The 26355-nt window shown below is 49.2% G+C and carries 24 protein-coding genes; 21 read left to right on the forward strand and 3 right to left on the reverse strand.

Annotated features, from left to right (window positions below; genetic code table 11):
• Window positions 1–487: 487 nt before the first annotated feature.
• The 14 genes from galU to ABXR35_RS15560 all read left to right on the forward strand — a co-directional run bounded on the left by galU (window position 488) and on the right by ABXR35_RS15560 (window position 16462).
• Window positions 488–1393 carry a UTP--glucose-1-phosphate uridylyltransferase GalU gene (gene galU, locus ABXR35_RS15495; protein WP_367062361.1) on the forward strand — a complete coding sequence of 302 codons (906 nt, stop codon included), beginning with the start codon at window positions 488–490 and terminating at the stop codon, window positions 1391–1393.
• A gap of 74 nt (window positions 1394–1467) precedes the next feature.
• Window positions 1468–2088 carry a sugar transferase gene (locus ABXR35_RS15500; protein ID WP_367062821.1) on the forward strand — a complete coding sequence of 207 codons (621 nt, stop codon included), beginning with the start codon at window positions 1468–1470 and terminating at the stop codon, window positions 2086–2088.
• 34 nt (window positions 2089–2122) lie between these two features.
• Window positions 2123–3061, forward strand: coding sequence for a GDP-L-fucose synthase family protein (locus tag ABXR35_RS15505; RefSeq protein ID WP_367062364.1), 939 nt, complete (start codon window positions 2123–2125; stop codon window positions 3059–3061).
• A 38-nt stretch (window positions 3062–3099) separates the two neighbouring features.
• Entirely contained in the window at window positions 3100–4083 is a 984-nt protein-coding gene (gmd, locus tag ABXR35_RS15510) for a GDP-mannose 4,6-dehydratase (protein WP_367062367.1), read from the forward strand.
• Between the two features lie 20 nt (window positions 4084–4103).
• Window positions 4104–5471, forward strand: coding sequence for a flippase (locus ABXR35_RS15515; RefSeq protein ID WP_367062370.1), 1368 nt, complete (start codon window positions 4104–4106; stop codon window positions 5469–5471).
• A 215-nt stretch (window positions 5472–5686) separates the two neighbouring features.
• The gene (locus ABXR35_RS15520) at window positions 5687–6850 is read left to right on the forward strand and encodes a glycosyltransferase family 4 protein (RefSeq protein ID WP_367062373.1); all 1164 of its coding nucleotides are present in this window, start codon (window positions 5687–5689) and stop codon (window positions 6848–6850) included.
• The gene (locus tag ABXR35_RS15525; protein ID WP_367062376.1) at window positions 6847–7461 is read left to right on the forward strand and encodes a DapH/DapD/GlmU-related protein; all 615 of its coding nucleotides are present in this window, start codon (window positions 6847–6849) and stop codon (window positions 7459–7461) included. The genes ABXR35_RS15520 and ABXR35_RS15525 overlap by 4 nt, the downstream gene beginning before the upstream one ends.
• Entirely contained in the window at window positions 7458–8717 is a 1260-nt protein-coding gene (locus ABXR35_RS15530) for an O-antigen ligase family protein (protein WP_367062379.1), read from the forward strand. The genes ABXR35_RS15525 and ABXR35_RS15530 overlap by 4 nt, the downstream gene beginning before the upstream one ends.
• Entirely contained in the window at window positions 8647–9897 is a 1251-nt protein-coding gene (locus tag ABXR35_RS15535; protein ID WP_367062382.1) for a glycosyltransferase, read from the forward strand. The genes ABXR35_RS15530 and ABXR35_RS15535 overlap by 71 nt, the downstream gene beginning before the upstream one ends.
• 25 nt (window positions 9898–9922) lie before the next feature.
• Window positions 9923–10513 (forward strand): WcaF family extracellular polysaccharide biosynthesis acetyltransferase, encoded by a 591-nt coding sequence (locus ABXR35_RS15540; RefSeq protein WP_367062385.1) that lies wholly within the window; start codon window positions 9923–9925, stop codon window positions 10511–10513.
• A 358-nt stretch (window positions 10514–10871) separates the two neighbouring features.
• Window positions 10872–12164 (forward strand): glycosyltransferase family 4 protein, encoded by a 1293-nt coding sequence (locus ABXR35_RS15545; RefSeq protein ID WP_367062388.1) that lies wholly within the window; start codon window positions 10872–10874, stop codon window positions 12162–12164.
• 86 nt (window positions 12165–12250) lie between these two features.
• On the forward strand, window positions 12251–13618 hold the full coding sequence (locus tag ABXR35_RS15550; RefSeq protein WP_367062391.1) for a sugar phosphate nucleotidyltransferase: 1368 nt from the start codon (window positions 12251–12253) through the stop codon (window positions 13616–13618).
• Window positions 13582–14736 (forward strand): glycosyltransferase, encoded by a 1155-nt coding sequence (locus tag ABXR35_RS15555; RefSeq protein WP_367062394.1) that lies wholly within the window; start codon window positions 13582–13584, stop codon window positions 14734–14736. The genes ABXR35_RS15550 and ABXR35_RS15555 overlap by 37 nt, the downstream gene beginning before the upstream one ends.
• 400 nt (window positions 14737–15136) lie before the next feature.
• Entirely contained in the window at window positions 15137–16462 is a 1326-nt protein-coding gene (locus tag ABXR35_RS15560; RefSeq protein WP_367062397.1) for a UDP-glucose dehydrogenase family protein, read from the forward strand.
• Between the two features lie 365 nt (window positions 16463–16827).
• Here the strand turns inward: ABXR35_RS15560 and ABXR35_RS15565 are convergent, their stop codons facing one another.
• Window positions 16828–17187, reverse strand: coding sequence for a helix-turn-helix domain-containing protein (locus ABXR35_RS15565; protein ID WP_367062400.1), 360 nt, complete (start codon window positions 17185–17187; stop codon window positions 16828–16830).
• Between the two features lie 564 nt (window positions 17188–17751).
• Between ABXR35_RS15565 and ABXR35_RS15570 the strand changes: the two genes are divergently transcribed.
• The gene (locus ABXR35_RS15570) at window positions 17752–18324 is read left to right on the forward strand and encodes a xanthine phosphoribosyltransferase (protein WP_367062403.1); all 573 of its coding nucleotides are present in this window, start codon (window positions 17752–17754) and stop codon (window positions 18322–18324) included.
• 170 nt (window positions 18325–18494) lie between these two features.
• Here the strand turns inward: ABXR35_RS15570 and ABXR35_RS15575 are convergent, their stop codons facing one another.
• Together ABXR35_RS15575 and ABXR35_RS15580 are read right to left on the reverse strand one after the other, a co-directional pair.
• Window positions 18495–19703: an MGDG synthase family glycosyltransferase gene (locus tag ABXR35_RS15575; protein WP_367062406.1), complete on the reverse strand. Its 1209-nt coding sequence runs from the start codon at window positions 19701–19703 to the stop codon at window positions 18495–18497.
• A gap of 18 nt (window positions 19704–19721) precedes the next feature.
• On the reverse strand, window positions 19722–20687 hold the full coding sequence (locus ABXR35_RS15580) for a serine hydrolase domain-containing protein (protein WP_367062409.1): 966 nt from the start codon (window positions 20685–20687) through the stop codon (window positions 19722–19724).
• 565 nt (window positions 20688–21252) lie between these two features.
• Here ABXR35_RS15580 and ABXR35_RS15585 point away from each other — a divergent pair.
• The 6 genes from ABXR35_RS15585 to ABXR35_RS15610 all read left to right on the forward strand — a co-directional run bounded on the left by ABXR35_RS15585 (window position 21253) and on the right by ABXR35_RS15610 (window position 26303).
• The gene (locus tag ABXR35_RS15585) at window positions 21253–21441 is read left to right on the forward strand and encodes a hypothetical protein (RefSeq protein ID WP_367062412.1); all 189 of its coding nucleotides are present in this window, start codon (window positions 21253–21255) and stop codon (window positions 21439–21441) included.
• Window positions 21442–21874: 433 nt separating this feature from the next.
• Window positions 21875–22591, forward strand: coding sequence for a hypothetical protein (locus ABXR35_RS15590; RefSeq protein ID WP_367062414.1), 717 nt, complete (start codon window positions 21875–21877; stop codon window positions 22589–22591).
• Window positions 22592–22642: 51 nt separating this feature from the next.
• Window positions 22643–23038, forward strand: coding sequence for a GntR family transcriptional regulator (locus ABXR35_RS15595; protein ID WP_367062417.1), 396 nt, complete (start codon window positions 22643–22645; stop codon window positions 23036–23038).
• Window positions 23039–23051: 13 nt separating this feature from the next.
• Window positions 23052–24029 (forward strand): ABC transporter ATP-binding protein, encoded by a 978-nt coding sequence (locus ABXR35_RS15600; protein WP_367062420.1) that lies wholly within the window; start codon window positions 23052–23054, stop codon window positions 24027–24029.
• Window positions 24026–24934, forward strand: coding sequence for an ABC transporter ATP-binding protein (locus ABXR35_RS15605; protein ID WP_367062423.1), 909 nt, complete (start codon window positions 24026–24028; stop codon window positions 24932–24934). The genes ABXR35_RS15600 and ABXR35_RS15605 overlap by 4 nt, the downstream gene beginning before the upstream one ends.
• Window positions 24927–26303 carry an ABC transporter permease gene (locus ABXR35_RS15610; protein ID WP_367062426.1) on the forward strand — a complete coding sequence of 459 codons (1377 nt, stop codon included), beginning with the start codon at window positions 24927–24929 and terminating at the stop codon, window positions 26301–26303. Before ABXR35_RS15605 ends, ABXR35_RS15610 begins: the two co-directional genes overlap by 8 nt.
• The last annotated feature ends 52 nt before the right edge of the window (window positions 26304–26355 follow it).

A 26355-nucleotide genomic window follows, 5' to 3' on the forward strand; every position in this document is an offset into this window, starting at 1 on the left:
TGCCGGACTCCAAAGTTGATCAAACCGATCTGATAACTGTTAAAAAGAATGAACCCGGTCAACGACTATTGTCACCGGAGACGGCGTCAGCTTCATATCTATTAACAACTTTGCTTAACATATTGTCTTTGCCGTCAAGGCCAAGCTTGGGGTAATGCCTCCTGAACCCATATCACTGGAGACACTCGGTCATGCCGTGGGCTGCAAGGGGCAGCCTTAGACGTTCATCGTCAAAGGTATGGTGATGAGGACGGGTTGAATGCCCGGCACCTGTTATTTGCCGGTCGCATACGGATGCGTCTGAAATCATGCGTTATATCCATATACAGTAAAGGAGAGAGTATAACGCGTTGTTTCAGGCGTCCCAGATGCAGACCGGAAGGCAGTGCAGTCTCCATGACAAGGGGTTATGGAAACATTATTGCCTACATAAGCGCAACTTGGTCATCATGAATGCAAACAAAAACAAAGGATAGGGTGTGATCTTGTGAAGAAGGTTCGTAAAGCCATCATCCCTGCTGCAGGACTTGGAACACGCTTCCTGCCTGCAACCAAGGCGATGCCGAAAGAAATGCTTCCCATCGTGGACAAACCAACGATTCAGTACATTGTTGAGGAAGCCATCGCTTCCGGTATTGAAGACATCATCATCGTAACCGGTAAAGGCAAGCGCGCCATCGAGGATCACTTTGACAACGCGTTTGAGCTGGAAACCACATTGCTGGAAAAAGGCAAGCTGGACCTTCTGGATGAGGTACAAAAATCATCCAAAGTCGATATCCACTATATCCGCCAAAAAGAAGCCAAAGGGCTTGGACATGCGGTATGGTGCGCACGTAACTTTATCGGTGACGAGCCGTTTGCAGTTCTGCTCGGCGATGATATCGTCGAATCCGATACACCGTGCACACGTCAGCTGATTGAACAATATGAAGTAACGGAGAAATCGGTCATCGGTGTACAAACCGTACCGGAAGATCATACACACCGTTACGGCATTATCGATCCGATTGAACAATTCGGACGACTGCATGAAGTGCGCCAGTTCGTAGAGAAACCAGCTGCGGGCACAGCGCCATCCAATCTGGCGATCATGGGTCGGTATGTACTGACACCGGAAATCTTTGAATTCCTAGGCGAGCAACAAATCGGCGCTGGTGGCGAGATTCAGCTGACCGATGCGATTCAACGCTTGAATGAGTTGCAGCAGGTGTTCGCGTATGACTTCCAAGGTACACGCTTTGATGTAGGTGAGAAACTCGGCTTTATTCAGACAACGATTGAGTTTGCTTTAAAGAATGAAGATCTTAAAGCACCGCTGCTGTCTTCTCTCAAAGCCGTATTGGAGAGAGAATCACAGGAGGATGTGCTGATAGCAAGAGGTGAGGGATAATGACTCCAAGACATGGGAGTGAAGCGGAAGCTTTAGCAAGCTATAGCGAGTTTTATGCGAGACATGTAGGCAGCATGACGACCAAGCTTCGTTTTTATATGCTGATGAAACGGACCCTCGATATTATTTGCTCACTGCTGGGGTTAATCGTACTATTACCACTCTTTATTGTGCTTGGCATTCTGATTAAACTGGAAGACCCGAAAGGGAAAGTATTTTTCTACCAGACGCGAATCGGCAAGGATGAACAGCCGTTCCGAATGTACAAATTCAGATCCATGGTTTCGGATGCAGAGGAGAGGTTAAAAGAACTGCTCGCGCAAAACGAAATTGAGGGTGCCATGTTCAAAATGAAAAACGACCCGCGCATTACGCGAGTCGGCCGTTTTATCAGAAAAACAAGTATTGATGAATTGCCGCAGCTGTGGAATGTGCTGCGTGGGGATATGAGTCTCGTTGGACCTCGTCCGCCATTGCCGCGTGAAGTAGAAGAATACAGTCCACGCGACAAGCTGAGACTGAGTGTAACACCGGGGTGCACCGGGTTATGGCAGGTCAGCGGACGGAACGAGCTAAGCTTTGATGAGATGGTTGATCTCGATTTACATTATATCAAAAAAAGAGGGATCATTTTCGATTTATTTATTCTCGTTAAAACGGTTAAGGTGCTGTTTGGCTCCAAGGATGCGTTTTAAGAGACGAATTTCAGAATTGATGAGGTGATTATTGATGAATAAGGACTCCAAGATTTATGTGGCAGGGCATCGCGGGCTAGTCGGATCCGCGATCCTGCGCTCGCTTGAAAAGCAAGGGTATACGAACCTCATCTACCGTACTAGTTCCGAACTGGATCTGCGGAATTTGAATGATGTATATGCCTTCTTTAAAGAAGAAAAGATTGATTATGTGTTCCTAGCTGCCGCAAAGGTCGGCGGTATTGCGGCTAACAACGATTTTCCGGCAGACTTCATCCGTGACAATCTGATGATTCAAACGAATGTGATCGATGCTGCCCACTTTAACGGCGTGAAAAAATTGCTGTTCCTCGGCTCTACGTGCATCTATCCGAAGTTTGCACCACAGCCACTCAAAGAGGAATATCTGCTGACTGGCGAACTGGAACCAACCAATGAGCCATACGCTATCGCCAAAATCGCTGGTATCAAAATGTGCGAATCGTACAATCGTCAATATGGCTCGAAGTTTATCTCTGCCATGCCAACGAACATGTACGGGCCAAATGATAATTTTGACCTGAAAACATCGCATGTACTGCCAGCACTGGTACGCAAAATCCATGAAGCGAAGGAAAGCAACTCGCCAACGGTGGAAATCTGGGGAACTGGTACACCGAAACGCGAATTCCTGCATTCCGATGATCTGGCAGATGCTTGTGTATTCCTGATGAACAATTACGAAGGCAACGAGATTGTCAACGTAGGCGTGGGCGAAGACATCGCCATCAAGGATCTGGCACATCTGATCCAAAACATCGTTGGCTACGAGGGTGAGCTGGTATTCAACTCCTCCGTACCGGATGGTACACCGCGCAAGCTGGTGGATACAACCAAAATCAATGCACTGGGCTGGAAAGCCAGCATTCCGCTGGAAGAAGGCGTTCGTGCCGTTTATGAAGATTACCGTAACAGCCTAGCTGTTCAACCATAACTTATACAAAAAAACATATTGGTGGAGGGAATTAACTTATGAAAAGCGCATTGATCACAGGTGTAACGGGACAAGACGGATCTTACTTGGCAGAGCTGCTGCTGGAAAAAGGATATAAAGTATACGGCGTACGCCGCAGAACAAGCACACCGAACTACGAAAATGTTGAGCATATCAAAGACCAAATCGAATGGATCTCCGCTGACCTTGGCGACTTGGCTTCCCTGATCGAAGCGGTTCGCGTGTCTGATCCAGACGAAGTGTACAACTTGGCAGCACAATCGTTTGTAGCTGCTTCGTGGCCACAGCCAATTGCGACTGGTCAAATGACAGCAATGGGCGTAACGAACATGCTGGAAGCCGTACGTTTGGTAAAACCAGAAGCACGCTTCTACCAAGCATCCAGTAGTGAGATGTTCGGTAAAGTACAAGCGATTCCGCAAGTAGAAACTACACCGTTCTATCCGCGCAGCCCTTACGGCGTAGCGAAACTGTACGGTCACTGGATCACAGTCAACTATCGTGAAAGCTTCGATATGTTCGCTTGCTCCGGTATCCTGTTCAACCACGAATCCCCGCGTCGCGGTCTGGAATTCGTAACTCGTAAAGTAACCGACGGTGTTGCACAGATCAAGCTGGGTCTGGCAAAAGAACTGCGTCTTGGTAATCTGGATGCACAACGTGACTGGGGCTTTGCTGGTGACTATGTCAAAGCAATGTGGCTGATGCTGCAACAAGATACGCCAGACGATTATGTCATCTCTACTGGTGAGATGCACACCGTTGAAGAACTGGTACAAATCGCGTTCGACCATGTGGGTCTGAACTGGAGAGACTATGTTGTGATCGACGAGAAATTCGTTCGTCCGGCTGAAGTGGATCTGCTGCTCGGCGATTGCACCAAAGCGAAGCAACAACTGGGCTGGGAGCTGGAAGTCGGATTTGATCAACTGGTGAAAAACATGGTCGATGCTGACCTGAAACGCCATTCTCTGAAACCGTCCGCTGTACCTGTCTACTAAGCTAAGTGAGATGATTATGAATGGCTAAATCATTTGCCAAACTGAAGAATAAATTTTCCATGAGCCCGGAAAAACGCAAAATCTTCTTTAATAGCAACTGGCAGTTGATGGATAAATTCCTGCGACTCGGAATCAACCTCATCGTCAGTATCTGGATTGCGCGCTATCTCGGTCCGGAACAGTTTGGACAGTATAACTTTGCGATCTCATTCGTCACGATCATAGCGGCCGTTGTGCCGCTCGGTCTGGCGAATATCATCGTCAAGGAACTCGTTCAACACCCGGATAACAAAAACGAGATTCTCGGAACAGTCTCCACGCTGCGTATGCTGAGCGGTCTGATCGCCTTTGCGATTACGGTTGTGCTGGCATTTATGATTCCCGGTCAGGACGCGATCGTCCGCTGGAGTATTGTCGTCATTGCGGCGAACATGCTGTTCCAACCGCTCGATGTCATCTCCCAGTGGTTTGATTCCACAGTGGAAGCCAAGTATGCGGTCTATGCCAAAGGTATTGCCTTTGCGATGACCTCAGTGATGAAGGTGGTACTGATTGTATTCCATTCATCGCTGATCTGGTTTGCCGCATCGTATGCGTTGGAACTGATTCTCGGCTACGTCTTCCTGCTGTTAACGCAGCGCAAACGGGTTTCGATTACGAAATGGTCGTTCAACTGGAAGCTCGGCAAACGACTGACAAACAGTTCGTGGCCGCTGATCGTGGCAGGTATCTCCACCATCATTTATCTGAAGATCGACCAGGTCATGCTTAGCTATATGATCAACGACACCGCAGTCGGTATTTATGCCGTTGCTGCAAGGCTGTCGGAAGTATGGTACGTCATTCCGACCGTCGTCGCTGCATCGTATTTTCCAAGCATGATCAAGAACAAGCAGCTAGGACCGGATATTTATCACGCCGAGCTGCAAAAGCTGTACAACATGCTGTTCTGGTTCGCACTCGCGATCTGTATCTGCGTGACGGTAATGGCTAAACCAGTCATCTCCATCCTATACGGAAAAGAGTATCTCGAATCGATCAGTATTCTGGTTATCCATGTGTGGGCGTGTCTGTTCATCTTCATGCGCGCTGCTCTGAACAAATGGATCATCAGCGAAGGATTGTATCGCTTCGAACTGATCAGCCAAGTGATGGGCGCTGTCACCAAAGTACTTGTCAACTTGATCCTGATTCCAATGTTTGGCGGTGTGGGTGCTGCCATTGGTACGGTGCTTGCCTTTATCGTATCCAGCTACGCGTTCACCTTCCTATTTAAGGAAACCCGCGTATCCGGCATGATGATGTCCAAAACACTCATCTCGCCTATCACCACACCGATCTCGAAGCTAAAAACAGGCAAAGCCAAGCTATCCACCAATCAGGAATAAGCATCCTAGTCATCAGGTTCCCCATCACGGGGACCCGATGCTTTCCTGCTTCATTACTTGAAAATAAGCTTCGCATTTGCGAAAACCGTTCATGAAAAAGACATAGCACATCGTATGTTATCCATACCCAGTCTTAAATATTTTTGAATGTGATGCAGTGATACTGCTTCCTATTCAAGTTCATTTGAGCAACCACTACTAAGGAGGCGTAGGCATTGAAAAAAAAGGTACTGTACGTTCATCACTCGGGTCATATGGGCGGTGCACCGCGTAGCCTGACCTACCTGATCAGCCATCTGGACAAGGAGAAATTCCAGGGCAATGTACTCACCATTCGCAACGGCCCTGCGGTCAAGCTGCTGGAATCTGGCGGATTGCCGGTTGAAGTGGCGAAGGGCATGTTCCCGTTTCACGGTTCTACTGTATCGGGCATGACACCGAAGCTGTTCGTTCGCAATCTGATCGGAGCGCTGCCGACCTATTTTCAGGCTAAAAAATACATTCGCAAATACAAGCCAGACATTATCCATCTGAACAGCACTTGTCTGTTCCAAGTCGCACGAGCTGCCAAAAAAGTATCCCCGGATACCAAAGTGGTCTGCCATGTGCGTGAGCCACTGCTCAATTCCTTTGCTGGTAACATCCTGAAACGGATGAATCACAAATACGTGGACGGCTACATCTCCATCGACCAATTCGATTCCGAGACGGTAGATAGTCAAGGACGCGAGCTTGATGTCGTGTATAACTTCGTTGATTTCAAATCGTACAACCCACAAGTCAATGGCGCACCGGTTCGCCGGGAGCTGGGCTTGGCGGACGACGATATTGTGTTCTTGTATATCGGACGGGTTGTATCCGGTAATGGTGTACTGGACATGGTTAACGCGTTCAACAAGATTGCTAAGGATCATCCGAAGTTCAAGCTGATCGTTGGCGGATTTTATTTCAATAAGAACAATGCGTATGAAGATAAAGTCATGGAGGCTTGCAAAGGCAATGACCAGATTCACCCGCTTGCCTTCCGCGACGATGTACCACAAATGATCGCTGCCAGCGATGTGATGATGTGCCCATTCGTAGAGCCGCATTTCTCGCGCAGCATTATCGAAGCTGCTTCGATGAAGAAGCCGTCTATCGGCACTAACATCGGCGGACCGAACGAGCTGATTCTGCAAGGCAAAACAGGCTATCTGTTTGAAGCCGGTCAATACGATGCAATGGCACAGTATATGGTCAAGATCGGAACCGACCGCGCACTGCATGAGAAGCTGGGGCAACAAGCACTGGAATTCGCTGAAGAGAACTTTGACGCTAGAAAGAACACCAAGCGCACCTTTGAATTTTACAACCGATTCTTCGTTAGGGAGCCTGTATGATCACTTCTTTTATCAAAATCAAACGTAAAATTGCAAAAAAATGCTCTACTTGGGTGACCCGCCGCATGTTCAAGGAACAGCGGATCTCCTTTGGCCACAACCTGATTGCAGTCGGGGTACCGATTGTGGAGCAGGTTCCGGGCAGCAGCATCACCATCGGACGCAACAGCATTCTCTGTTCGGACGATTACAGCAACCCGATTGGACTGAATCATCGCACGGTAATCCGCACACTATCCAGTGGCGCGACTATCCAAATCGGTGACGATGTCGGCATCAGCGGCGCGAGCATCTGTGCTGCGTCGAGTGTGACAATCGGCAGCGAGGTGATGCTCGGCGTCAACGTACAGATCAGTGATACCGACTTTCACCCGATCAAGCCGGATGGACGACGCTTTAATAAGAATGTCGCTGATGTCGGCACATCGCCCACTGTCATTGAAGACAATGTATGGGTCGGTGCCAACTCGATTGTATTGAAAGGCGTAACGATTGGCAAAAATAGCATCATCGGAGCAGGCAGCATCGTCTCGGGTTCCATTCCGGCAAACTGTATTGCCGCCGGAGTGCCTGCCAAAGTGATCAAACGTCTGGATGTGAATAATGGATGATGTCAACTCCACATACACTGTCCGATTCGTCGGACATTACGGTGAAAAGTAAGTTTTTGACCTTTGTAGCGGTGATGCTCATCGTGGTCACTTCAGGCTCGGTCCTGTTCGGCAAGCTGCTCTACTCCGACTTCATTATGGTACTGTTCGCGATTGCGCTCGTCTTTTTCTTCCCGAAAAAGATTGAGCCGCGCCAGTTTCTCATTCTGATGGCGGTCATGATCGTGATCCTATTCAATATGCTGATCTACCGTACGAATATCGGCGGCTATGCCGGATTGATACTCAAGATCATGGCGGTATTCATGGTACTGAATCGGATCGATCTACGGCAGGCAGCCAAAAGCTATCAATGGCTGATCACCGCACTAGCCATTCTCGGTATGCCATTTTATCTGCTAGGGGCATTCGATGCGGCGCTGGTACGCGAATTGTTCCCACCAACTGCGGTATGGGGCGGCGCGTATCGGATCACTCCGTTTCATGTATATGGGCTGTGGAATATGTCGCGTAACCAAGGCATCTTCTGGGAGCCGGGCGCGTATCAGGTGTTTCTGAATCTGGGCATTCTGCTTACCCTGTTCGTGAACAAAAAGGTTCCCAAATGGCGGTTGATTATCCTTACCGCTACACTGCTGACGACGATGTCCACATCCGGCTATATGATCTGCGGATTAATCTTTCTAGCCTATGTGATTCGCAACGGCAAGAGAGAGCAGATGGCACAAATGCTGCTATCGCTACTGCTATTCATCCCGCTTGTGTTCTTTATCGCTCAGAGCGGAGTCGTTACCGACAAGTTTCAGGATGGCAATGCCTCCTTTGACAGACGCTCGCTGGATACCAGCTCTAACTTGGAGCTGATGGTAGAGAAGCCACTGCTTGGCTGGGGCTTCCAAAACAATACGGTGCTGATGGAGCGCTACGGTATCCCCGATTCGTCGAACTCGCTCTTAACGTTCGGCTACCAATTCGGATTACCGATGCTGCTCATCCTGATGATCTATTATTACTTTCAAATCCTGAGACCGGTCGGCGGTGTGTTCCAAGCACTCCTGATCTTTATCGGACTACTGATCGTGTTCTCAACCGAAAATATGCTGTTCCAACCGTTATTCATTATGCTGATGTTCTTGGACACCAGCCGCATTCAAGCAGCCGTACAGGCAGAACGAGGTGAAATCCGTGGAAACGAAGTCAGTCGCATACGTGGCCCCTTACGTCAACAGCGAGTTACAGCTGAAAAGGGGATATAGTGCCAAGCATACAGCCGGTAACAAAAAGATCGATTGTATCTTACAGGCATTAGAGGAAGGCGGACATCAGATAACGGTCATCTCGCCACTGCTGCTCAAGCGCAACACGCTGAAATGGTTCAGCCGTGATACGTACGAGATCGGCAAACGCAGCAAGGCTGTCTATCCGGGCAATGTCGATCTCAAAGGATTCAGCCTGCTAGTCACGTTATTCACAACATTTTTCCAACTGGTTCGCTGGAATCGGGAAAACAAAAAGCAGCCGCGTGCCGTCGTCTTTTACAACTATCGATTGGAAACGGCGCTGCCGGCGATTCTGTTCAAACTATTGTTCCGCGTGCCACTGATCGTCGAGTACGAAGATGGCATTTACGCGGTAACAGAAACGAACCGTCATTACAAAAAAATCTCGGTGGCGGTTGAGAAGTTCGCTAACAAGCTGCTCGATGGTGCTGTGCTTGTTACATCCGTTCTGAAAAAACGGGTGAGCACAGACAACTACACCGTTGTGCGCGGTGGTACGGTTCATCCCGCTCGGCTCAAGCCGGTGCAGGAGGTCGATTTTGGTACTGAGCGTCCATTTCGTATGGTCTACTCCGGTCGCTTGGATTATGACCGAGGCATCGAGATTCTACTGGATGCACTGCCGCATGTACACACCGATCGTCCACTGGAGCTGCATATTACTGGCTATGGTCCGGTCGAGGACAAGCTCAAGCAATTTATCCGCGATTTCCATCATACGCACATTAAGATCCAATTCCACGGCTTCCTAGATGATCAGGAATACGGCGAATTGATGGAAACGGCAGACCTGTTCATTAACACCCAGCGTGAGAAGATTGCATTCAGCGAATGCTCCTTCCCGTCTAAGGTGGTCGAATATATCAAATATGGCAAGCTGGTACTCACATCTGGCGTGTCCGACATCAACGTGATCAATCAGCAAATGTTTGTGACCTACGACAATGACGATCCACAATCGCTCGCCGCAGGGCTGAACGAGATTCTGGATCATCCGCAGCAGTACAGTCTGTATCCGGTACGTGCGATGGAATGGCTCGTGAGCGATTGCGCACATGAAGTCGTGGCAGGCAAGCTGGACCGCGTACTGAGTCAGGCGATTCACGGCAAACCGGGACAGCCGGTCTACTCGTCAGAATCACCGCAAGCGGAATAATTTCAATCAAGAGAGGAGAACGGACATGACACAAATCCGACTGGATCAATACTCGCAGGCAGAATACGATCGCGGCAAGCCGGGCTGGTACTGCCTGATCTGGTGGTTCGTCCAGGGAACGGTGTTCCGTTTCTCACTGCATAATATGTATGGCTGGCGACGCTTCCTACTCAAGCTGTTCGGAGCGAAAATCGCCCCCGGCGCCAGAGTACGAGCATCCGCCAAATTCACCTATCCATGGAAAGTCACCATTGGCGAACATTCATGGATCGGTGACGACGTAGAATTTTACAGCCTTGACGAAATCATCGTCGGCAGCCAGTGCGTCGTTTCACAAAATACGTACCTCTGCACTGGTAGCCACAAACTGAGCGATCCAACCTTCGGCTTGATCACCAAACCGATCGTGATCAAAGACGGCGCATGGATCGCCAGCGACGTATTCGTCTATCCAGGTATCACAATACACGAACTCGCCGTTGCCGGCGCAAGAAGCACGATCACCAAAGACATCCCGCGCAACGAAGTTCACATCGGCTTCCCAGCAGCATTCCATAAACACCGCTTCCCAGAAGCCGAAACTCAAGCCAAACCCGCCGTCCACATCGTGAAGTAATAACAACACACACAAGGACAGCACCGAACCAAACCAACATTTCCGGGACACCCCGGCTTAACGTAAAAGTAAAATGCTAATGGTTTTAAAACAAACTAAAATCTTTTCCAAACTGCTGCTCCCACATCTCTCCTGCTTTGAACAGTTGAGCGCGTCATGCGCTTGATTGCACAGAGCGGAGGCAAGGGGAATCGGTCAAAGGACGACTTTGGATCGGGGGAATCTACAATTCATTCCTAATCCGTAGATTCCCGCGATCCACCGGAGGACGTGACCGATCCCCTTGCCGGAGCGGTACTTGCAATCCCAGCCATGCACAACGCAAAACCCTGTCAAAGAAAAGGAGGGATACCCACCCATGAATGGTAAGCCGAAAATCGTCTTTGTCATCAACTATTTCTATCCCGACTACGCTTCGACCGGACAACTGCTGACCGAACTGTGCCTGTATCTGCAAAACGACTTTGACATTACCGTCATCGCCGAATGCCCACCGGGCTACGGTGGCGACAACGCAGGCAAAGGACGCGTCATCCGCGACCGTCTGGAAAATATCGAAGTCGTGCGCATCCGTTTGCCGGAGGTCGACAAGCAAAACAAACTGAGTCGGATCAAGTACATCTCTACCTACTTCTGGTTCGCGACCTACCAGCTGCTCAAGGAAAAGAATACAGACTTTATCTATACCATCTCCACCCCGCCAGTGCTGGGCGGCCTGATCGGAACGATCGGCAAGCTGTTCAAGCGTGCCAAGCACATTTACAACATTCAGGATTTCAACCCTGAACAGGCGGAAGCGGTCGGCTACACAGATCGCAAATGGATTTTCAATATCGCTCGTGCTATCGACAATATCAACTGCTCCATGTCCGACCATGTCATCACCGTCGGTAAGGATATGCAGGAGACGCTGGACAAGCGCTTTGGCGGACGGAAGAAGATTGCCAACACGGTGATCAACAACTGGACGAACGAGCAGGAGATCGTGCCAGTGAGTAAGGATCACCCACGCGTCGCGAAATTTATCGCCGATAATGGATGGCAGGACAAATTCGTTGTGATGTACTCCGGTAACCTCGGATTGTACTATGACCTCGAAAACCTGATTAGTGTCGTACCGAAGCTCAAAGATTGCAAAGACATGGTCTTCGCCTTTATCGGTGAAGGCGCCATGAAGAAGAAAATGCAGGAGTACGCCGAGCAGCATGGATTGATTGCTTCCGGTCAAGTATGCTTCTTGCCGTTCCAACCGAAAGAGGATTTGAAATATTCCCTCAACGCTGCCGATGTGCATCTGGTCGTTAACCAGAAGGGCATCAAAGGCGTATCTGTACCAAGTAAAATCTACGGCGTGATGGCTGCTGGTAAACCAGTACTAGGTGTACTGGAAGAAGGTAGTGAGGCGCATCGCCTGATCGTGGACAGCTATTGCGGTCTAGTAGCAGAGCCACAGCAATACGACGATGTTGCTACTCATCTGCGTACGATGTATGAGATGGATCGCGTCGAATTGCAGCAGGTCGGTCACAACGGCCGTCACTATCTGGAAAAGTATTTACGCCGCGATGTATCGCTGGAAAAATACCGCCAGCTGCTGTTGTCCATGGCTACACCGTCCTCGTCGCCAAGCATGCTGCCTGAATCGCAATAACATTCGGCATCATCGCATGGTGAAACAGGACGTCAACGATATACACAACCGAACGACCCATTACAGAAAACACAGGAGGGATCGGAGTGAAACTTATCCTTTTATCCGGAGGTTCAGGCAAGCGTCTGTGGCCTCTATCCAATGATGCGAGATCCAAACAGTTTTTGAGAGTGCTGGAAAATGAACGCGGCGAACTGGTATCGATGGTACAGCGGGTGTGGAACCAGCTGGACATTAGCGGCTTGAGCGAATCCAGTTATATCGCGACAGGCAAATCTCAGGTGGAGATTATGCGCAGTCAGGTGGGCGCCGATGTGCCTCTGATCGTGGAACCGGAAAGAAGAGATACGTTTCCTGCCATCGCATTGGCGGCGACCTACCTTTACTCCATCAAAGGCGTTAGCTTGGACGAAGTCGTTACGATTTTGCCGGTTGATCCTTATGTAGACAATCACTTTTTCGAGACGGTGCGCAGTCTGGAAGATGCGATCAACGAATCGCAAGCCGACTTAGCGCTGATCGGTGTAGAGCCGACCTATCCGTCTTCCAAATACGGTTATATCATTCCTTCTGGTGAAACAAGCGAAACGGGACTGCGTTACGTCAGCCGCTTCCAAGAGAAGCCGACTGAGGAATATGCGGAGCAACTCATCGAGGAGAAAGCATTGTGGAACTGCGGCGTGTTCGGGTTCAAGCTGGGCTATATTATTAACCTGCTGGAGCAAAAAGGGCTGCCAATCCACTATGAACAATTCCTCAAAGCCTATGCGAGCCTGCCGAAGATCAGCTTTGACTACGAAGTTGTGGAAAAAGCACAAAACATCGTGGCAGTGCCATACACTGGCTACTGGAAAGACTTAGGTACATGGAATACATTGACCGAGGAAATGAGCAATGTGCAGATCGGACGCGGCATTATTAGCGAAGATTCAACCAATACTCATCTGGTCAACGAAACGAATATTCCGGTTACAGTACTTGGTATGCAGGACGTTGTCGTGGCAGTTAGCCCGGATGGCATTCTCGTCTCTGACAAAGCAAGCAGCCCGAAACTGAAGGAACTGGTGAACTTTGATCAGGGACCGATGTTTGAGGAGCGTCAATGGGGCTGGGTGCATGTACTGGACGACCAAACCTACGAAGACGGACGCTGCGTATCAACCAAGCGAATCGGCTTGAAGCAGGATCATAACCTGAGCTATCGCACCCATACCGAACGTGAGGAAGTATGGACGATTGTGAAAGGCGAAGGCGAATTCGTACTCAACGGCAATATGATGCGTGTGAGCGCAGGGAATGTACTTCATATTCCGCTCAAAGCGATGCACAGTATGAGAGCTACAAGCGACATGGAATTTATCGCTGTACAAACGGGAGTGTTTGAACGCGAAAATCAACTGGTGGAGCTGTTCCATTCATGGGAAGAAATCGCTCAGAACTGCATGAAAATCTGACGTCGATTGCGTACTACGTATCTGATTACGGGTACGGGCATGCGGCGCGCAGCATTGCAGTAATCCGGCGGCTACTGGCGGACAGTCCCGAACCGCTGCGTCTGATTATTCATTGCGGCAAAGCACTGGGGTTTATGTACGAATCACTGCAAGAGGACAGCAGACATCAGCTGGAGTTCAGAACGGTTAGCTCTGATACAGGCTACGTGCTGAAGCAGGATTCCATCGCTGCCGATACGGAGGGATTGCGAATCAAGTACCGGCAGGATATGTCGTTGTTTCACGAACGAGTGGAGCAGGAAAAGGAGTTTTTGCTGCAACATGAGGTGCAGCTGGTGATCAGCGATATTTCACCAGTGCCAATCGTGGCGGCGGCAAGAGCGGGCATCGAATCGCTCGGTATCTCCAATTTCACTTGGTATACCGCGTATCGCGATATGCTGGAGCCAGCGGAGCTGAATGCGCTACGTACAGCGTATGCGCGTATGGATCACTTTATCGGATTGGCAGGCTGTGCAGAGCCTGCATGGGGCTGTAAGGATCGAATTCATACCGGATTCTTTTGCCGACAGCCGGAAGCACGCGAGGTAGCACGTATCCGCCGCAAGCTAAACCCGGATGGTACACGCAAGATTGTATTCTTCGCACTTGGCATGAGCATCGAAGTGGGCGAGCTGGAACGGCTGCCGCTATGGAACAGCGAAGGGTATAGCTTTATCGTTTCCTCCAATGTGCAGTTGGAGCGAGAGCATATCGCCCGAATTCCGTTTCATTACAGTGAGTCGCAAAACTATCTGGCAGCTGCCGATCTCGTCATTACGAAGCCCGGCTGGGGCACGATTGGCGAAGCGGTCACGTTAGGTAAACCAATGCTGCTGCTCAACCGCAGTCAGTTTTATGAAGATCGCCATACCGTGGCGGCGATTCCTGATCATCATCCCTATATGCTGATGAGCTGGGAGGAGATTAGCCGCTTGGATCTGAATGATCTGCCAGCAGTGGAGCAACCGTATCCGCATCGAAGCATCCAGCGAAGCGGCGTGCAGGCCGTATCGGAAGATGCACTGAGCGAGATTGCAGGATATATCCGCAATTTGCTACAGCAGGTCAAGGTATAAGTTGCTGCCGATGATACATCGTGTGTTCATACAAACAATGGGCTACTACCAGTCGTATCTAGGCAAGCTTGCATCCAACGGACTTAACGCAGAGCGATGGCAACGGTGAAGATTGCTGCCCACAGCAGCAGGGACAATGCAGTGCCCCACAGACAGCCTCTGGCAAATGTCGGGTTTCCCTGATTTTTCATCTTGATCAGCCTCCAAAAGTATATAAAATGCTTCAACAACCAGCGTTTGATGAGGGTCAAACACGATAGTGAATGGAATGAGATTTTTGCAGCAGCAATCATCTTACACTTTATATCGGTTGCTTCAACTCAACCATGAATAGAGGTTTTTTAATCAACAGACAATATCGGCAACACCAACAAAAAAAACGGAAATGGGAGTGTGGATTATGAAAATTACGGTTATTGGTACAGGTTATGTGGGTCTGGTATCTGGCGTATGCTTTGCAGAAGTCGGTAATACAGTTACTTGCGTTGACAAAATTCCAGCGAAAATCGAAACGCTCAACAACGGTGAGGTACCGATCTATGAGCCGGGCTTGAAGGAGATCATGCTGCGTAACGTCGAAGCAGGTCGTCTGTCCTTTACAACTGATCTGAGCGCTTCGGTACCAGATTCGGATCTGATCATTATCGCCGTAGGTACACCGCCGCTTCCGTCCGGTGAAGCCAATCTGGAATATATCGAGGCAGCAGCGCGCGAGATTGCGCTTTCAATTCAAGGGTACACAGTAGTTGCGGTTAAAAGTACCGTTCCTGTCGGCACCAACGAACGCGTCAACAGCATCATTGGCAGCTTGACCGACCAACCGTACGATACAGCGTCGATGCCTGAATTCCTGCGCGAAGGCTCTGCTGTGAAGGATGCCTTTAACCCAGATCGTCTCGTAATCGGTGTGGAAACACAAGCCGCAGCTGACGTGCTGGTTGCCCTGCACAAGCCGCTGACTGAGAATCTGGTCGTTACAGACATTCGCAGTGCGGAAATGATCAAATACGCATCCAATGCGTTCCTAGCTACCAAAATTTCTTTCATCAACGAAATTGCCAACATTTGCGATAAAGTCGGTGCGGATGTGGATCAAGTCGCACGTGGTATGGGTATGGACCGTCGTATCGGCGCTTCCTTCCTAAATGCGGGTATCGGCTATGGTGGTTCTTGCTTCCCGAAAGATACGCATGCACTGATTCAAATCGCAGGTAACGTCGAGTATGACTTCAAACTGCTGAAATCGGTCGTTGAGGTGAACCAGTCGCAGCGTTGGGCAGTGATTGACAAGCTGCTGGATGCACTGGGTACACTGAAAGGTAAAAAAGTTGCGGTCTGGGGTCTGGCGTTCAAACCAGATACGGACGATGTGCGTGAAGCACCATCCCTGGAGATCGTACCGAAACTGGTTGAATTCGGAGCATTGCCACAGGTGTTTGATCCGGTAGCAGCCGACAACTTCCGTCGCGAGTATGATCACCCATCCATCACGTATGCAGCAAATGCACTGGAAGCTGCGCGCGGCGCTGATGCGATCTGCCTGCTCACCGAATGGGGCGAGTTCGTGAATATCGATTTGGCAGAAGTGGAAGCCATTATGGGCCAATCCGTTCTGATCGACGGTCGCAACGTATACAGCGCGGATCGAATCAAAACGACTGGCTTCGACTACCATTCTATGGGTCGTCCGGCACTGCTGCGTGATAATTCTATAGTAGCCAAATAATCCAAATTTGAACCAAATTTTGTTAAAAATGAACAAGCCATCGGGTACGTTTTGCGTACTCGGTGGCTTGTTTTGGCTATATTTTGTTCCATATTGTTATGCAGACCGTTGAAGCGATGGGGAGCATATGACAGAGATACAGGACTATATGCCTGAACAGAAGTACCATCATGTGCATTTGCGCAAAGAACATGCTGTTGTCCATATTCTGTTATATCAACACGACAAAAACCGGCTTCCGATATTCATCGTTAAAGCCGGCTGTGTATGACTGACACTATGCAACGATACGGAAGGGTACCTGTGGAATGGGAAAGAAACGAAATCATGGCAGTAGAAGCAATAGAGGTAAAATACGGATATGATTAATGATGTTCTTCCTCAGATTGGGCACGATCCCGCACAACACGCTCCAGTAGCTGACGAATCAATTGCAGATCATCGGCCTCAAGCGGAACGCCGTCCCAATGCAAATGGGCATAATTGAGAAATTCACGGGCATTCGTATTTTGCAAAACAGGATCAAACTGCTCAGTTAAGCCAAGCAGATAATCGGACGTTGTACTCAGCTTGCGCGCAATAGCCTGGATGGTTTCCAGGGTTGGTTGACGATACCCAGATTCATAGCCTGCATACGTACTTTTGGCTACTCCAACATAATCTGCGACTTCCTTCATCGACATATTTCGCCGTTTGCGAAGTTGTTTGAGGCGTTGGGCGAACAATACAAAGACCTCCTAATGAAGCAATAATGTATGCGGCCCGAGCAGGCGGAAATAGGAAAAAAGCCGCAGACAACAATTAAATTATAGCATGCTGATGCACCATTGCCTACTTGACCTGAAATTCGAAAAACGGGCCACTATACTGCTATTTCATTTTCAAATAGATAAGCCTAAATTCTTCCATATAAACAATTTTTACAAAAAAAGTGAAAACATAGAGTGTTTAGTATACATCGTGTTTAGGGAAATCAACATTTGCTATTTTATGTAAAGCATGTTTGAAGAAGAATACAGGCTCATCGCAACACGTCAATATAGTATGATCCTGCTTAACGGCTGCGTAGTATACATATAATTTTAAAATATTCAAAGTATATATCGGTTATTTTAACGTAATCCTGAACGAATTTGGTAAAAAACTGTAAAGTTTTTAAAAAAGTTTTAACATCAGCATACTATTACAGGGTGGTTGGCAGTCTAGCACTTCGGTTATAGTGAATATAATCCAACCCAGTTAGGTCATCATCCTATAGACCGAATATATGCCAAAGGAGCTACGATAATATGGAACTACTGCGCAATAAGGTAATAGACGAAGGAATTGTCCTGCCCGGTAACGTCCTGAAAGTCGACTCGTTTCTGAATCACCAGATGGACCCCGTATTGATGCAGGAGATTGGTCGCGAATTTAAGCGCCGGTTCGCCGAGGCGGGTGTCAACCGTATTCTCACGATTGAATCGTCAGGTATTGCGCCGGGGATTATGACGGCGCTAGAAATGCAGGTACCGCTGATTTTTGCTCGTAAACAAAAGTCGCTCACGCTGACTGAGGATATTTTCGTGGAAACGGCGTATTCGTATACGAAGCAGCAGAGCAATGATATTACCGTCTCCAAAAAGTTCATTCAGCCCGGCGACAAGGTACTGGTTATCGACGACTTTCTCGCCAACGGGGAAGCAGCATTTGCGTTGGCACGGATCGTGAAGCAGGCAGGAGCAGAAGTGGCGGGAATCGGTATCGTGATCGAAAAGTCTTTCCAGCCGGGTGCCGATCTGCTAACAGGCGAAGGCTATCGACTGGAATCACTAGTACGCATTGCAGGGCTGGAAGATGGCGGCGTGCAGTTTGCTGACTGATTCAATAGATACACCTAAGCTTCTGTTTCGATTGTTTATACGCCAAACAAGGTGTGTGCTGTCTCTGATGCACGCGCCTTGTTTGGTTTTCATTCCTATTACATATAAGGTATGCGATTTTATTCCTACCTATCCCATTTCTACCTGTCGCAATACCTATGCACATGACGTTAACGATATACGCCCTTACTTAGCTTATTCAATATTCGCAGCGGTACAGTTGCCGTATCGGTAGCTGGTGCGTCCAAATAGCGTGTGATCAGATCATTGGTGATATAACCTGCTGCATCCGGCATATGCAAAGCGTCCATCTTGCTGCGCATCTGTTCTAGCCGCTCTGGTTGATCCAGCGCTGCGCCCAGTGCCTGCGATAACTCTGCGGCGGAATGGCACACCTCAGCGATGCCTTCCTGCTGTAAATAGAGCGCATTGGCAAGCTCCTGCCCCGGTACCGGCTTGAGCAGGAAAACGGGCAGCTCACAGCGGATACATTCGGACATCGTAATCCCACCGGGCTTGGTGACGGCGCAATCGCTGAGCATCATCCAGTCGCTCATACGGCGGGTGAAGCCTTCGATATGGATATGTTCGTAATGACCGTAGCTTTTGCTCAGATCGCGACAGAGCGACTGATTTTTACCGCAAATGACGACTAACTGAGTATCTTGACGCTGGACGATCTCGTCGCACACTTCATGTACATTTTTCAGCACGCCATAAGCACCTGCCAGTAGCAGTACTGTCTTTTTATGTGGATGCAGCCCTGCTTGTTCTCGCAGACGCTGCTTCAATGCTTGTCGTTCATGGCGTTCCGACGGATACTGCTCAAAGCTGTGATGCAGCGGAATGCCTGCTACGCTGATGCTGGATGCGGGAACGCCGCGCTGGATCGCTTCATTGCGCATATGGGCAGACGGCACATAATAATGGTCAATATGCGGATGCAGCCAGCGTCCATGAAGATCGTAATCGGTCAAAATATTGATCAACGGAATATTCAAGCCCCAGCGCGTTTTCAGATGCGGTAGCGTCAGCTGGGGAAAGGTATGCACGATCAGCTGTGGCTGCTCGGTATCCAGCACTTGACGCAACCGCCGAATGCCAAACGAATGTAGCCAATGGGAAAAGGGCGAATTGGCTTTCATCTCACGGGTCGAATGGTATACCCAGCCATACAGATGCGGAATCGTCTTGAAGCTCTGCATATAGATGAATCGGGTGACTTCATTGATCAACGGATGTGCCTCCGCCATCAGATCAAGTAGGATCACCCGCTGCACGCCCTGCGCCAGCAGGCTATCGTACAGGGAACGCGCTGCCTGTAGATGACCGTCGCCATAACTTGCATATACAATCAGAACACAGGAATTGTGCTGCATAGGGATGTCCTCTCCTGATTAATTGGTTGGATTGCTGGTTGTTGGATTACTGCTCGCATGAAGCAATGGAAATAATAACTCCGGCAGCAAATGCCGCGGATTTTTGTATTTACGTACTTTGCTCTCGGACGTGAATACAACGACAGTATCCCATTTGGGCAGCAGAATGATCTCCTGACCGCCATGTCCGTGGGCGCAGACATAATCTTCGCCATCCTGTACGCCGTTCCACCAGCCATATCCATAGTGACCAAAGCCAGCGTAGCCTTCTGTATGGGGCTGAAATGATTGCTCCAGCCAGTGCGCCGGAATCACCTGCTGATCCTGCCAGCGTCCCTGCTGCATACAGCAAATGCCGAATTTCAGCATATCGCGCGGCGTCATACATAACCCGACATGACCAATCGAATGACCTTCCGGCGATGGCGACCAAGCGACCTGCTCAATGCCGAGTGGAGCGAATAAGCGGTCATTTGCATACGTAAACGCATCCTGTCCGCTCCAGCGACTGATCAGTACGGATAATAGATGTGTGTCAATACTCCGATATTGGAACACATCGCGCATATCCGGTACAATCTGACGCCGTAGTGCTGAACGGCTCCAGCCGCGACTACGATGAAAGGAATGAATATCCGGCTCCCCGAGCTTCTTGCCAGTCTTCCAAGCGAATCCGGTTGTCATCGTCAGCAGATGCCGAATCGTCGTTTCCTGTAAAAGAGACGAAGGATGTGGAGGAAATAGATCACCCAGCCATTGCTCAATCCGTTCCTCTACGCTCGGTATGCCGTATTCCTGCATTGCCATGCCTGTTAGTATGGATGTGAAGCTTTTGGTAGCCGAGCGCAAATCTGCCAAACGACTTGGTGTATATCCATTATAATAGCTTTCCTGTACCAGTTGTCCACCTCGGGCGATCAGGAAGCTATTCACACCCGGATACCGTTCCGCTACCTCCTGCAAGAAGAAATGTGTATCATTCATTACCCGGTTCAAGAGAGGGATAAGAATATTTATACAAATTTCGCATTTTCCCTCAGAAGCATGTCGACATATTCCGATATAAAATTACAGGTTTTTATGCTGCATCGTTGTTTTAGGATGTGCGGCTGACACGGTGAATCGAGAAATGGCAGACGCCCTGCCGCTTTTTCTTAGCATAAAATCTGCCTTCGCGAATGATTGGCAAATTGCTTTATTTGCAAATGAAGTGTGCTTTTCAAGCGTCGATTATGGTACAATAGGGAAAGATGGTGCTTAGATAAGTGCTGATAATGTAACATGATTGACGACCGGTCAGCACGCCAGAGACGCGCTCTCAAGCAAGAAATTGCAGCATTACGAAGGGCAATATCGGCCTTGTACAAGCGATAGGAGCATTCAGCCGGATTGATTCAGGTATCGTATCCACGGGTAATTTTTTAGATAAATGCCTACCGATACAGGTGCCAGAAGATCACAGACGAGATATAACTTCATACTACTACGACACAGCTACGGATCTTTTCGGCGTTCTCACAAACAAGGCACGTTTTGGGGAGGGAATTCCATGGCAACTAAAGGTCACAATGAAGTCAAGGAAAGTCTACGGGAGATGACAAGAATCTTCCGGCCTAAGGATCCAAAAAAATTCGTCAAAGAATATGTGCGCAAATATCACATTACCGGCGGCTACGAAGAAGAACTCACGCTTCTTGTAGAGGATGAACTGCACAAGTTAAACTCATCCGTTTCCTGATGGAATGAACGATAGCACATGCACTTGCAATGCTGGCTGGTGCATACGGTAGAATCAAATCATGATTGAACATTGTTAACATTGACAATATGAATAACGGCAATGAATGGTCCTTTGGCGGTTGCGCCAGAGGACTTTTTTTACGTCTGCACAGTGACTGCTTTTGGCGGTGGAAAAGCAGGCGTTTTTACTATTTTATAGCATAGGGACGCGGGTTAGGAGCGACAGAATTCATTTCATGCAATCGTATAAATGAAAAGACAAACTCGAAAAAATTCCGAAAAAAGGAAATTTGATGTTGCATCAGTGTGTATGCTGTGTATATACTGTGCATATAGATATACACACTAAGCACAGGTCATCTACACCGTAGCCTATCCTTCGATCAAGATATGCCACACCAAGGATGACCGTTAACAGAGAGGGTGTACATATGCTGGATTTTAAAAAAGGCTGGATATTGACGAAACGGGAAATGTCGCTGAACTGGACTATGTTTATTTGGTCGACCATTTTCATGCTATATATGGGCGGAGTGATCGGATTTCTGTACTTTACGCAGGATGAATCGCGGATGACTCATGCATTGCTTGATTTTATTCTGCTGCTCATTGCGCCGCTGCTTGGTATCGACTATTCACGTCGTGCTTTCCGGTTGTGGCAAGAGGATTCGTATCGCAAACAGATGCAGTATTATCGCTCCTTGCCGATTCCGTTTGCTGCTGTACTGGGCAGTCGGTTACAAATTTTGCTGATGAGTCTCGTGTATAACAGCACACTCGTGTTCACACTGACGTATGTCATCGGTATACGCAACATGCCTGATGTAACATGGACTGGTTATCTGGTATTCGTAGTGACGACGATTGGATTCGGGCTGCTGCTAACGGCATTTTATATTTACTGGGAGTACATGGTCAATTACAAGCGATATGTATTATGGTCTAGCATTATGACGATTCTGATCGTGATTGTAACGGTGATTAGCATGACGCTGGGCTGGGGGATTGCCGATCGAGTGCTGACGCTGTCGGTTCAATACGGTCTGGCTTCACCGCTGATGTGGATCGGATTGATCGTTGGTGCGGGCGCGCTGACAGTATCCTTTATTATCGTGAATCGCAAAGCCAAAACAAGAGATCTATTGTGATCCTACCCTACCGAAGGGAAGCAACAGGTGGAATGGACGGAGGACAGAACAATGAGAATACCTGTGCAAATTAATGAACATAGTGCGGAGCCGCTGTATCGTCAGGTGGAGAATCAGCTTCGTGCGCTGATCATCAGTGGACAACTGCAAGAAGGCATATTGCTTCCATCGATCCGTGAGTTTGCCGCTGATCTGAAGTGTAGCGTGATCACGATTCGGCGCGTGTATCAGGACTTGGAAAATGAAGGGCTACTGCGTACCCGTCAAGGAACGGGAACCTTTGTGACTGGCGTGGAGGAGGAGCTTCGTAGCCGAATGGGAGAGGAACAAGTGCGTCAGCTAATCGACGATATGATCGTACGCAGCTACAATCTGGGCTGGACACGGCAGCAATTGAGTCGTTTGATTGAAGACATGCTCAACAAGCATGACGACCAACAGACATAAGGAGATGGTAAACATGAACCGCAATCCTTTGCAAAGCGTCAATACTATACAGCATCCAACGGAGCCGCAACCGGCAATCCTGCTAGAGCAAGTATGCAAAGCAAGACGTGATCATATGATCGGTCCGCTGAATTGGAGTGTTCCACAGGGGTATGTGACTGCACTCGTCGGCGAGAACGGTACCGGCAAAAGCACACTGCTACATATGCTGCTGCGCACAGTTTACCCAGATCGTGGAGATATTCACTGGTTCGGTCATCACTATGCAAGCGAGCTGCCGATCGAGCTGCGTCAGCAGATTGCGTATATCGGCGATGGTTCTTCGCCAGAGGAAAATCGCATGACTGCCCATGAGGCAGCAGCCTTCCGCGCTCAGTGGTATCCACGCTGGAATGCGGAGCGATTCGAACAGCTATTGGAGACGCTGAATGTACCATCCAATGCTCGTCTGTCCAAAGTATCCAAAGGGCAGCGGCAAAAGTTTGAATTGGCGGCAGCACTGGCATCCTCGCCACGTTTACTGCTGCTGGATGAGCCATCGTCTGGTCTGGACCCGTTTGCTTGGAAGGATATGCTGGATGTGCTGCATACGTATATGGATAGCGGCGAGATTACGATGATCATCACTACGCACCGGATGGAGGAAGTGAAGCGCCTTGCCGATTATGTGGCGCTCATGCACCACGGTCAGATCGTTGGTATGCGGGAAAAGGACGAGTTGTATCAGCAATGGAAAGAAATCTGGCTTGAGCCGCATCCACAGTCTGGTGCCGCCGATGCCGAGTTGCTGCGTGATTGGCATGGCATATTGGAATGGGAGCAGCGAAGCGATGGCTCGGTACGCATCCTGACCGCCGATGCCGACGCGTTGGTGCAGATTGCGAACGAAAATGGTATCACTTTACAAGTACGTGGATTGGAATGGGAAGAACTGCTGTTATGCTGGGTACGCCATCATCAAATGAATGTGAACAGGGAGGTCCAATCATGAATCAGCCGTTACAATTGCACGACATCGTCAAGCAGTATGCCGGTCACACGGCAGTAGACGGGTTATCGTTTCAAGTGGAAAAGGGCGAGATCTATGGGCTGTTAGGAGGCAACGGCGCAGGCAAAACGACAACCATGCGCATGGTGCTGGGCTTGATTCATCCAGACGAAGGGCATATTTCATACGATGGCAAGCCGTATCATAACGGATTACAGCCGCTTATGGGGTATCTGCCGGAGGAGCGCGGATTGTATCCGAAGGTAAAGGTCAGCGATCAACTGCTGTATCTGGCGCATCTGCGCGGCATGAAGGCAGCGGATGCCCGTCAAAGTCTGCGGTACTGGCTGGAACGCTTTGATGCGATGGAATACGAGAACAAACGGATTGAGGAGCTGTCCAAGGGCAATCAGCAGAAAATGGGCTTTATCGCTGCCGTTATTCATCGTCCGAGTATTCTCATTCTCGACGAGGCATTTAGCGGATTGGACCCAGTCAATGTAGAGATGCTCAAGGAAGTAGTGCTAGAGCTGCGTAATGAAGGAACCGCGATTCTCTTCTCCACCCATCGGATGGAGCATGTGGAGGAATTGTGTCGTCACCTGACAATGCTCAAGCGGTCCAAGCCCGTACTGCAAGGCGATATTCGCGAGATCAAAAAGGCATATCCAAGGGAGCATGTGCTGCTGCGTACGCCGCAGGACATTGACGGATTGGAACAACTGCCCGGTGTGCTGCAAGTCGAGCGCCGCGCAGAGGGCGATTATCGGCTTAAGGTGGGCGACGAGCAGACGGCAAGGCAGGTATTGCAAACGGCGCTGGCAGTCGGCAATGTAGACCGTTTCGAGATTCAGGAACCAACATTGAATGAAATCTTTATTAAGGTGGTGGGACAATCTCATGAATAAAATGGGCGCAGTAATCTCCTTCACATACCGGAACAAGGTCAAAACAAAATCATTCCGTTGGACGACCCTTTTGCTAGCATTATTGCTCATCATCGGCTTGAATATTCCATATGCGATCCAGCTCTTTTCCGGTGGCTCCGCAGATGGCACGATCCGTATCGGCATTGCTTCTAGTTCCTACAATGATATTGCTGACGATATCCGGCAAGCATCGGATGAAGCGCAGCAAACAGCCACTACCTCCGCGTCTGGAACGTCGAGCGACAATGCTAATAACAGCATGAGCAATGGAGGATCATCAGCATTGTCCACTAATACAGATGAGGGTTCGTCTACCAAACTGACGTGGAACAATGAACCCCAATCCGCCGCTCAGTTGAATCAACAGCTAGAGCAAAAGGAGCTGGACGGATATCTATTGCTGCGCAGTGGCACGGATAAGGATGCCTTTCCGACCGTCACCTATGTGAGCGATGACAATAATGCCAACGTACAGGCTATTTTGCAAGGAGCTACACAAGCGGTTAAGCTGCGGACGATTGCTGCTGGTCAGCTTAGCGATGAGCAGCTTGCCGAGCTGGGCAGCCCTGTCACGGTCGGCACAATATCACCGGATACCTTAACTGGTGGAGCAGCGACACCTAAGACGTTTTCATCCGAGAACTTTATTCTAGTCTATATGCTAATGGTGCTGTTCTTTATCTCGCTTACGATGACTGGCAATATGGTCGCGGCTGAAATTACCGCCGAGAAAAGCTCGCGCGTGATGGAGATTCTTATCACCAGCGTCTCGCCGCTGACGCAGATGTTCGGTAAGATTATTGGCATCTTCCTTGTCGGGCTGACGCAGATGGGTATCTATGCACTGGTGTTGGGTATTCATTTGACCTTGCCGTATTACCAGCATGTGCTGGCGCAATTCGATCTGCATGTATCCAATCTGTCGTGGGAAGTAGCAGTATTCGGCTTCCTTTACTATATTCTCGGCTACTTCCTGTACTCTACGCTGTATGCGGCAGTCGGTTCGATTGTGAGCCGTACTGAGGATTTGGGACAAGCGGTATCGCTATTGACCGTACTGACGCTGGCGGCATTTTACATCGGTATCTTCAGCATTTCCAAGCCGGATACACTGCTGATTCGCATTGCATCGTATATCCCATTCTTCTCGCCAACAACGTCCCTGATCCGACTGGGATTGGGCAACATGGCATGGTGGGAAATCGCAATCTCTATATTGATTTTGCTAGTATCCATCGTGATCTGCGGCTGGATCTCTGCGAAGATTTATCGTACCGGGGTACTGATGTATGGCAAGCGTCCGACGTGGAAGGAATTAAGAAAAGCTATGAAGGCGTACAAAATCTGATTGATGACTGCTCGCCTTTACGCAAGGCTAGAGGCGAGCAGCATAGGATGTC

Origin of the sequence: Paenibacillus sp. JQZ6Y-1, from assembly GCF_040719145.1 — a bacterium.
Taxonomy (GTDB): Bacteria; Bacillota; Bacilli; order Paenibacillales; family Paenibacillaceae; genus Saccharibacillus; species Saccharibacillus kandeliae.

Coding starts and splice junctions, on each gene's coding strand:
- ABXR35_RS15500 (WP_367062821.1), top strand. CDS start 1,468: ATGACGACCAAGCTTCGTTTTTATATGCTGATGAAACGGACCCTCGAT.
- ABXR35_RS15505 (WP_367062364.1), top strand. CDS start 2,123: ATGAATAAGGACTCCAAGATTTATGTGGCAGGGCATCGCGGGCTAGTC.
- gmd (WP_367062367.1), top strand. CDS start 3,100: ATGAAAAGCGCATTGATCACAGGTGTAACGGGACAAGACGGATCTTAC.
- ABXR35_RS15515 (WP_367062370.1), top strand. CDS start 4,104: ATGGCTAAATCATTTGCCAAACTGAAGAATAAATTTTCCATGAGCCCG.
- ABXR35_RS15525 (WP_367062376.1), top strand. CDS start 6,847: ATGATCACTTCTTTTATCAAAATCAAACGTAAAATTGCAAAAAAATGC.
- ABXR35_RS15530 (WP_367062379.1), top strand. CDS start 7,458: ATGATGTCAACTCCACATACACTGTCCGATTCGTCGGACATTACGGTG.
- ABXR35_RS15540 (WP_367062385.1), top strand. CDS start 9,923: ATGACACAAATCCGACTGGATCAATACTCGCAGGCAGAATACGATCGC.
- ABXR35_RS15545 (WP_367062388.1), top strand. CDS start 10,872: ATGAATGGTAAGCCGAAAATCGTCTTTGTCATCAACTATTTCTATCCC.
- ABXR35_RS15555 (WP_367062394.1), top strand. CDS start 13,582: ATGGGAAGAAATCGCTCAGAACTGCATGAAAATCTGACGTCGATTGCG.
- ABXR35_RS15560 (WP_367062397.1), top strand. CDS start 15,137: ATGAAAATTACGGTTATTGGTACAGGTTATGTGGGTCTGGTATCTGGC.
- ABXR35_RS15570 (WP_367062403.1), top strand. CDS start 17,752: ATGGAACTACTGCGCAATAAGGTAATAGACGAAGGAATTGTCCTGCCC.
- ABXR35_RS15575 (WP_367062406.1), bottom strand. CDS start 19,703: ATGCAGCACAATTCCTGTGTTCTGATTGTATATGCAAGTTATGGCGAC.
- ABXR35_RS15580 (WP_367062409.1), bottom strand. CDS start 20,687: ATGAATGATACACATTTCTTCTTGCAGGAGGTAGCGGAACGGTATCCG.
- ABXR35_RS15585 (WP_367062412.1), top strand. CDS start 21,253: ATGGCAACTAAAGGTCACAATGAAGTCAAGGAAAGTCTACGGGAGATG.
- ABXR35_RS15590 (WP_367062414.1), top strand. CDS start 21,875: ATGCTGGATTTTAAAAAAGGCTGGATATTGACGAAACGGGAAATGTCG.
- ABXR35_RS15595 (WP_367062417.1), top strand. CDS start 22,643: ATGAGAATACCTGTGCAAATTAATGAACATAGTGCGGAGCCGCTGTAT.
- ABXR35_RS15600 (WP_367062420.1), top strand. CDS start 23,052: ATGAACCGCAATCCTTTGCAAAGCGTCAATACTATACAGCATCCAACG.
- ABXR35_RS15605 (WP_367062423.1), top strand. CDS start 24,026: ATGAATCAGCCGTTACAATTGCACGACATCGTCAAGCAGTATGCCGGT.
- ABXR35_RS15610 (WP_367062426.1), top strand. CDS start 24,927: ATGAATAAAATGGGCGCAGTAATCTCCTTCACATACCGGAACAAGGTC.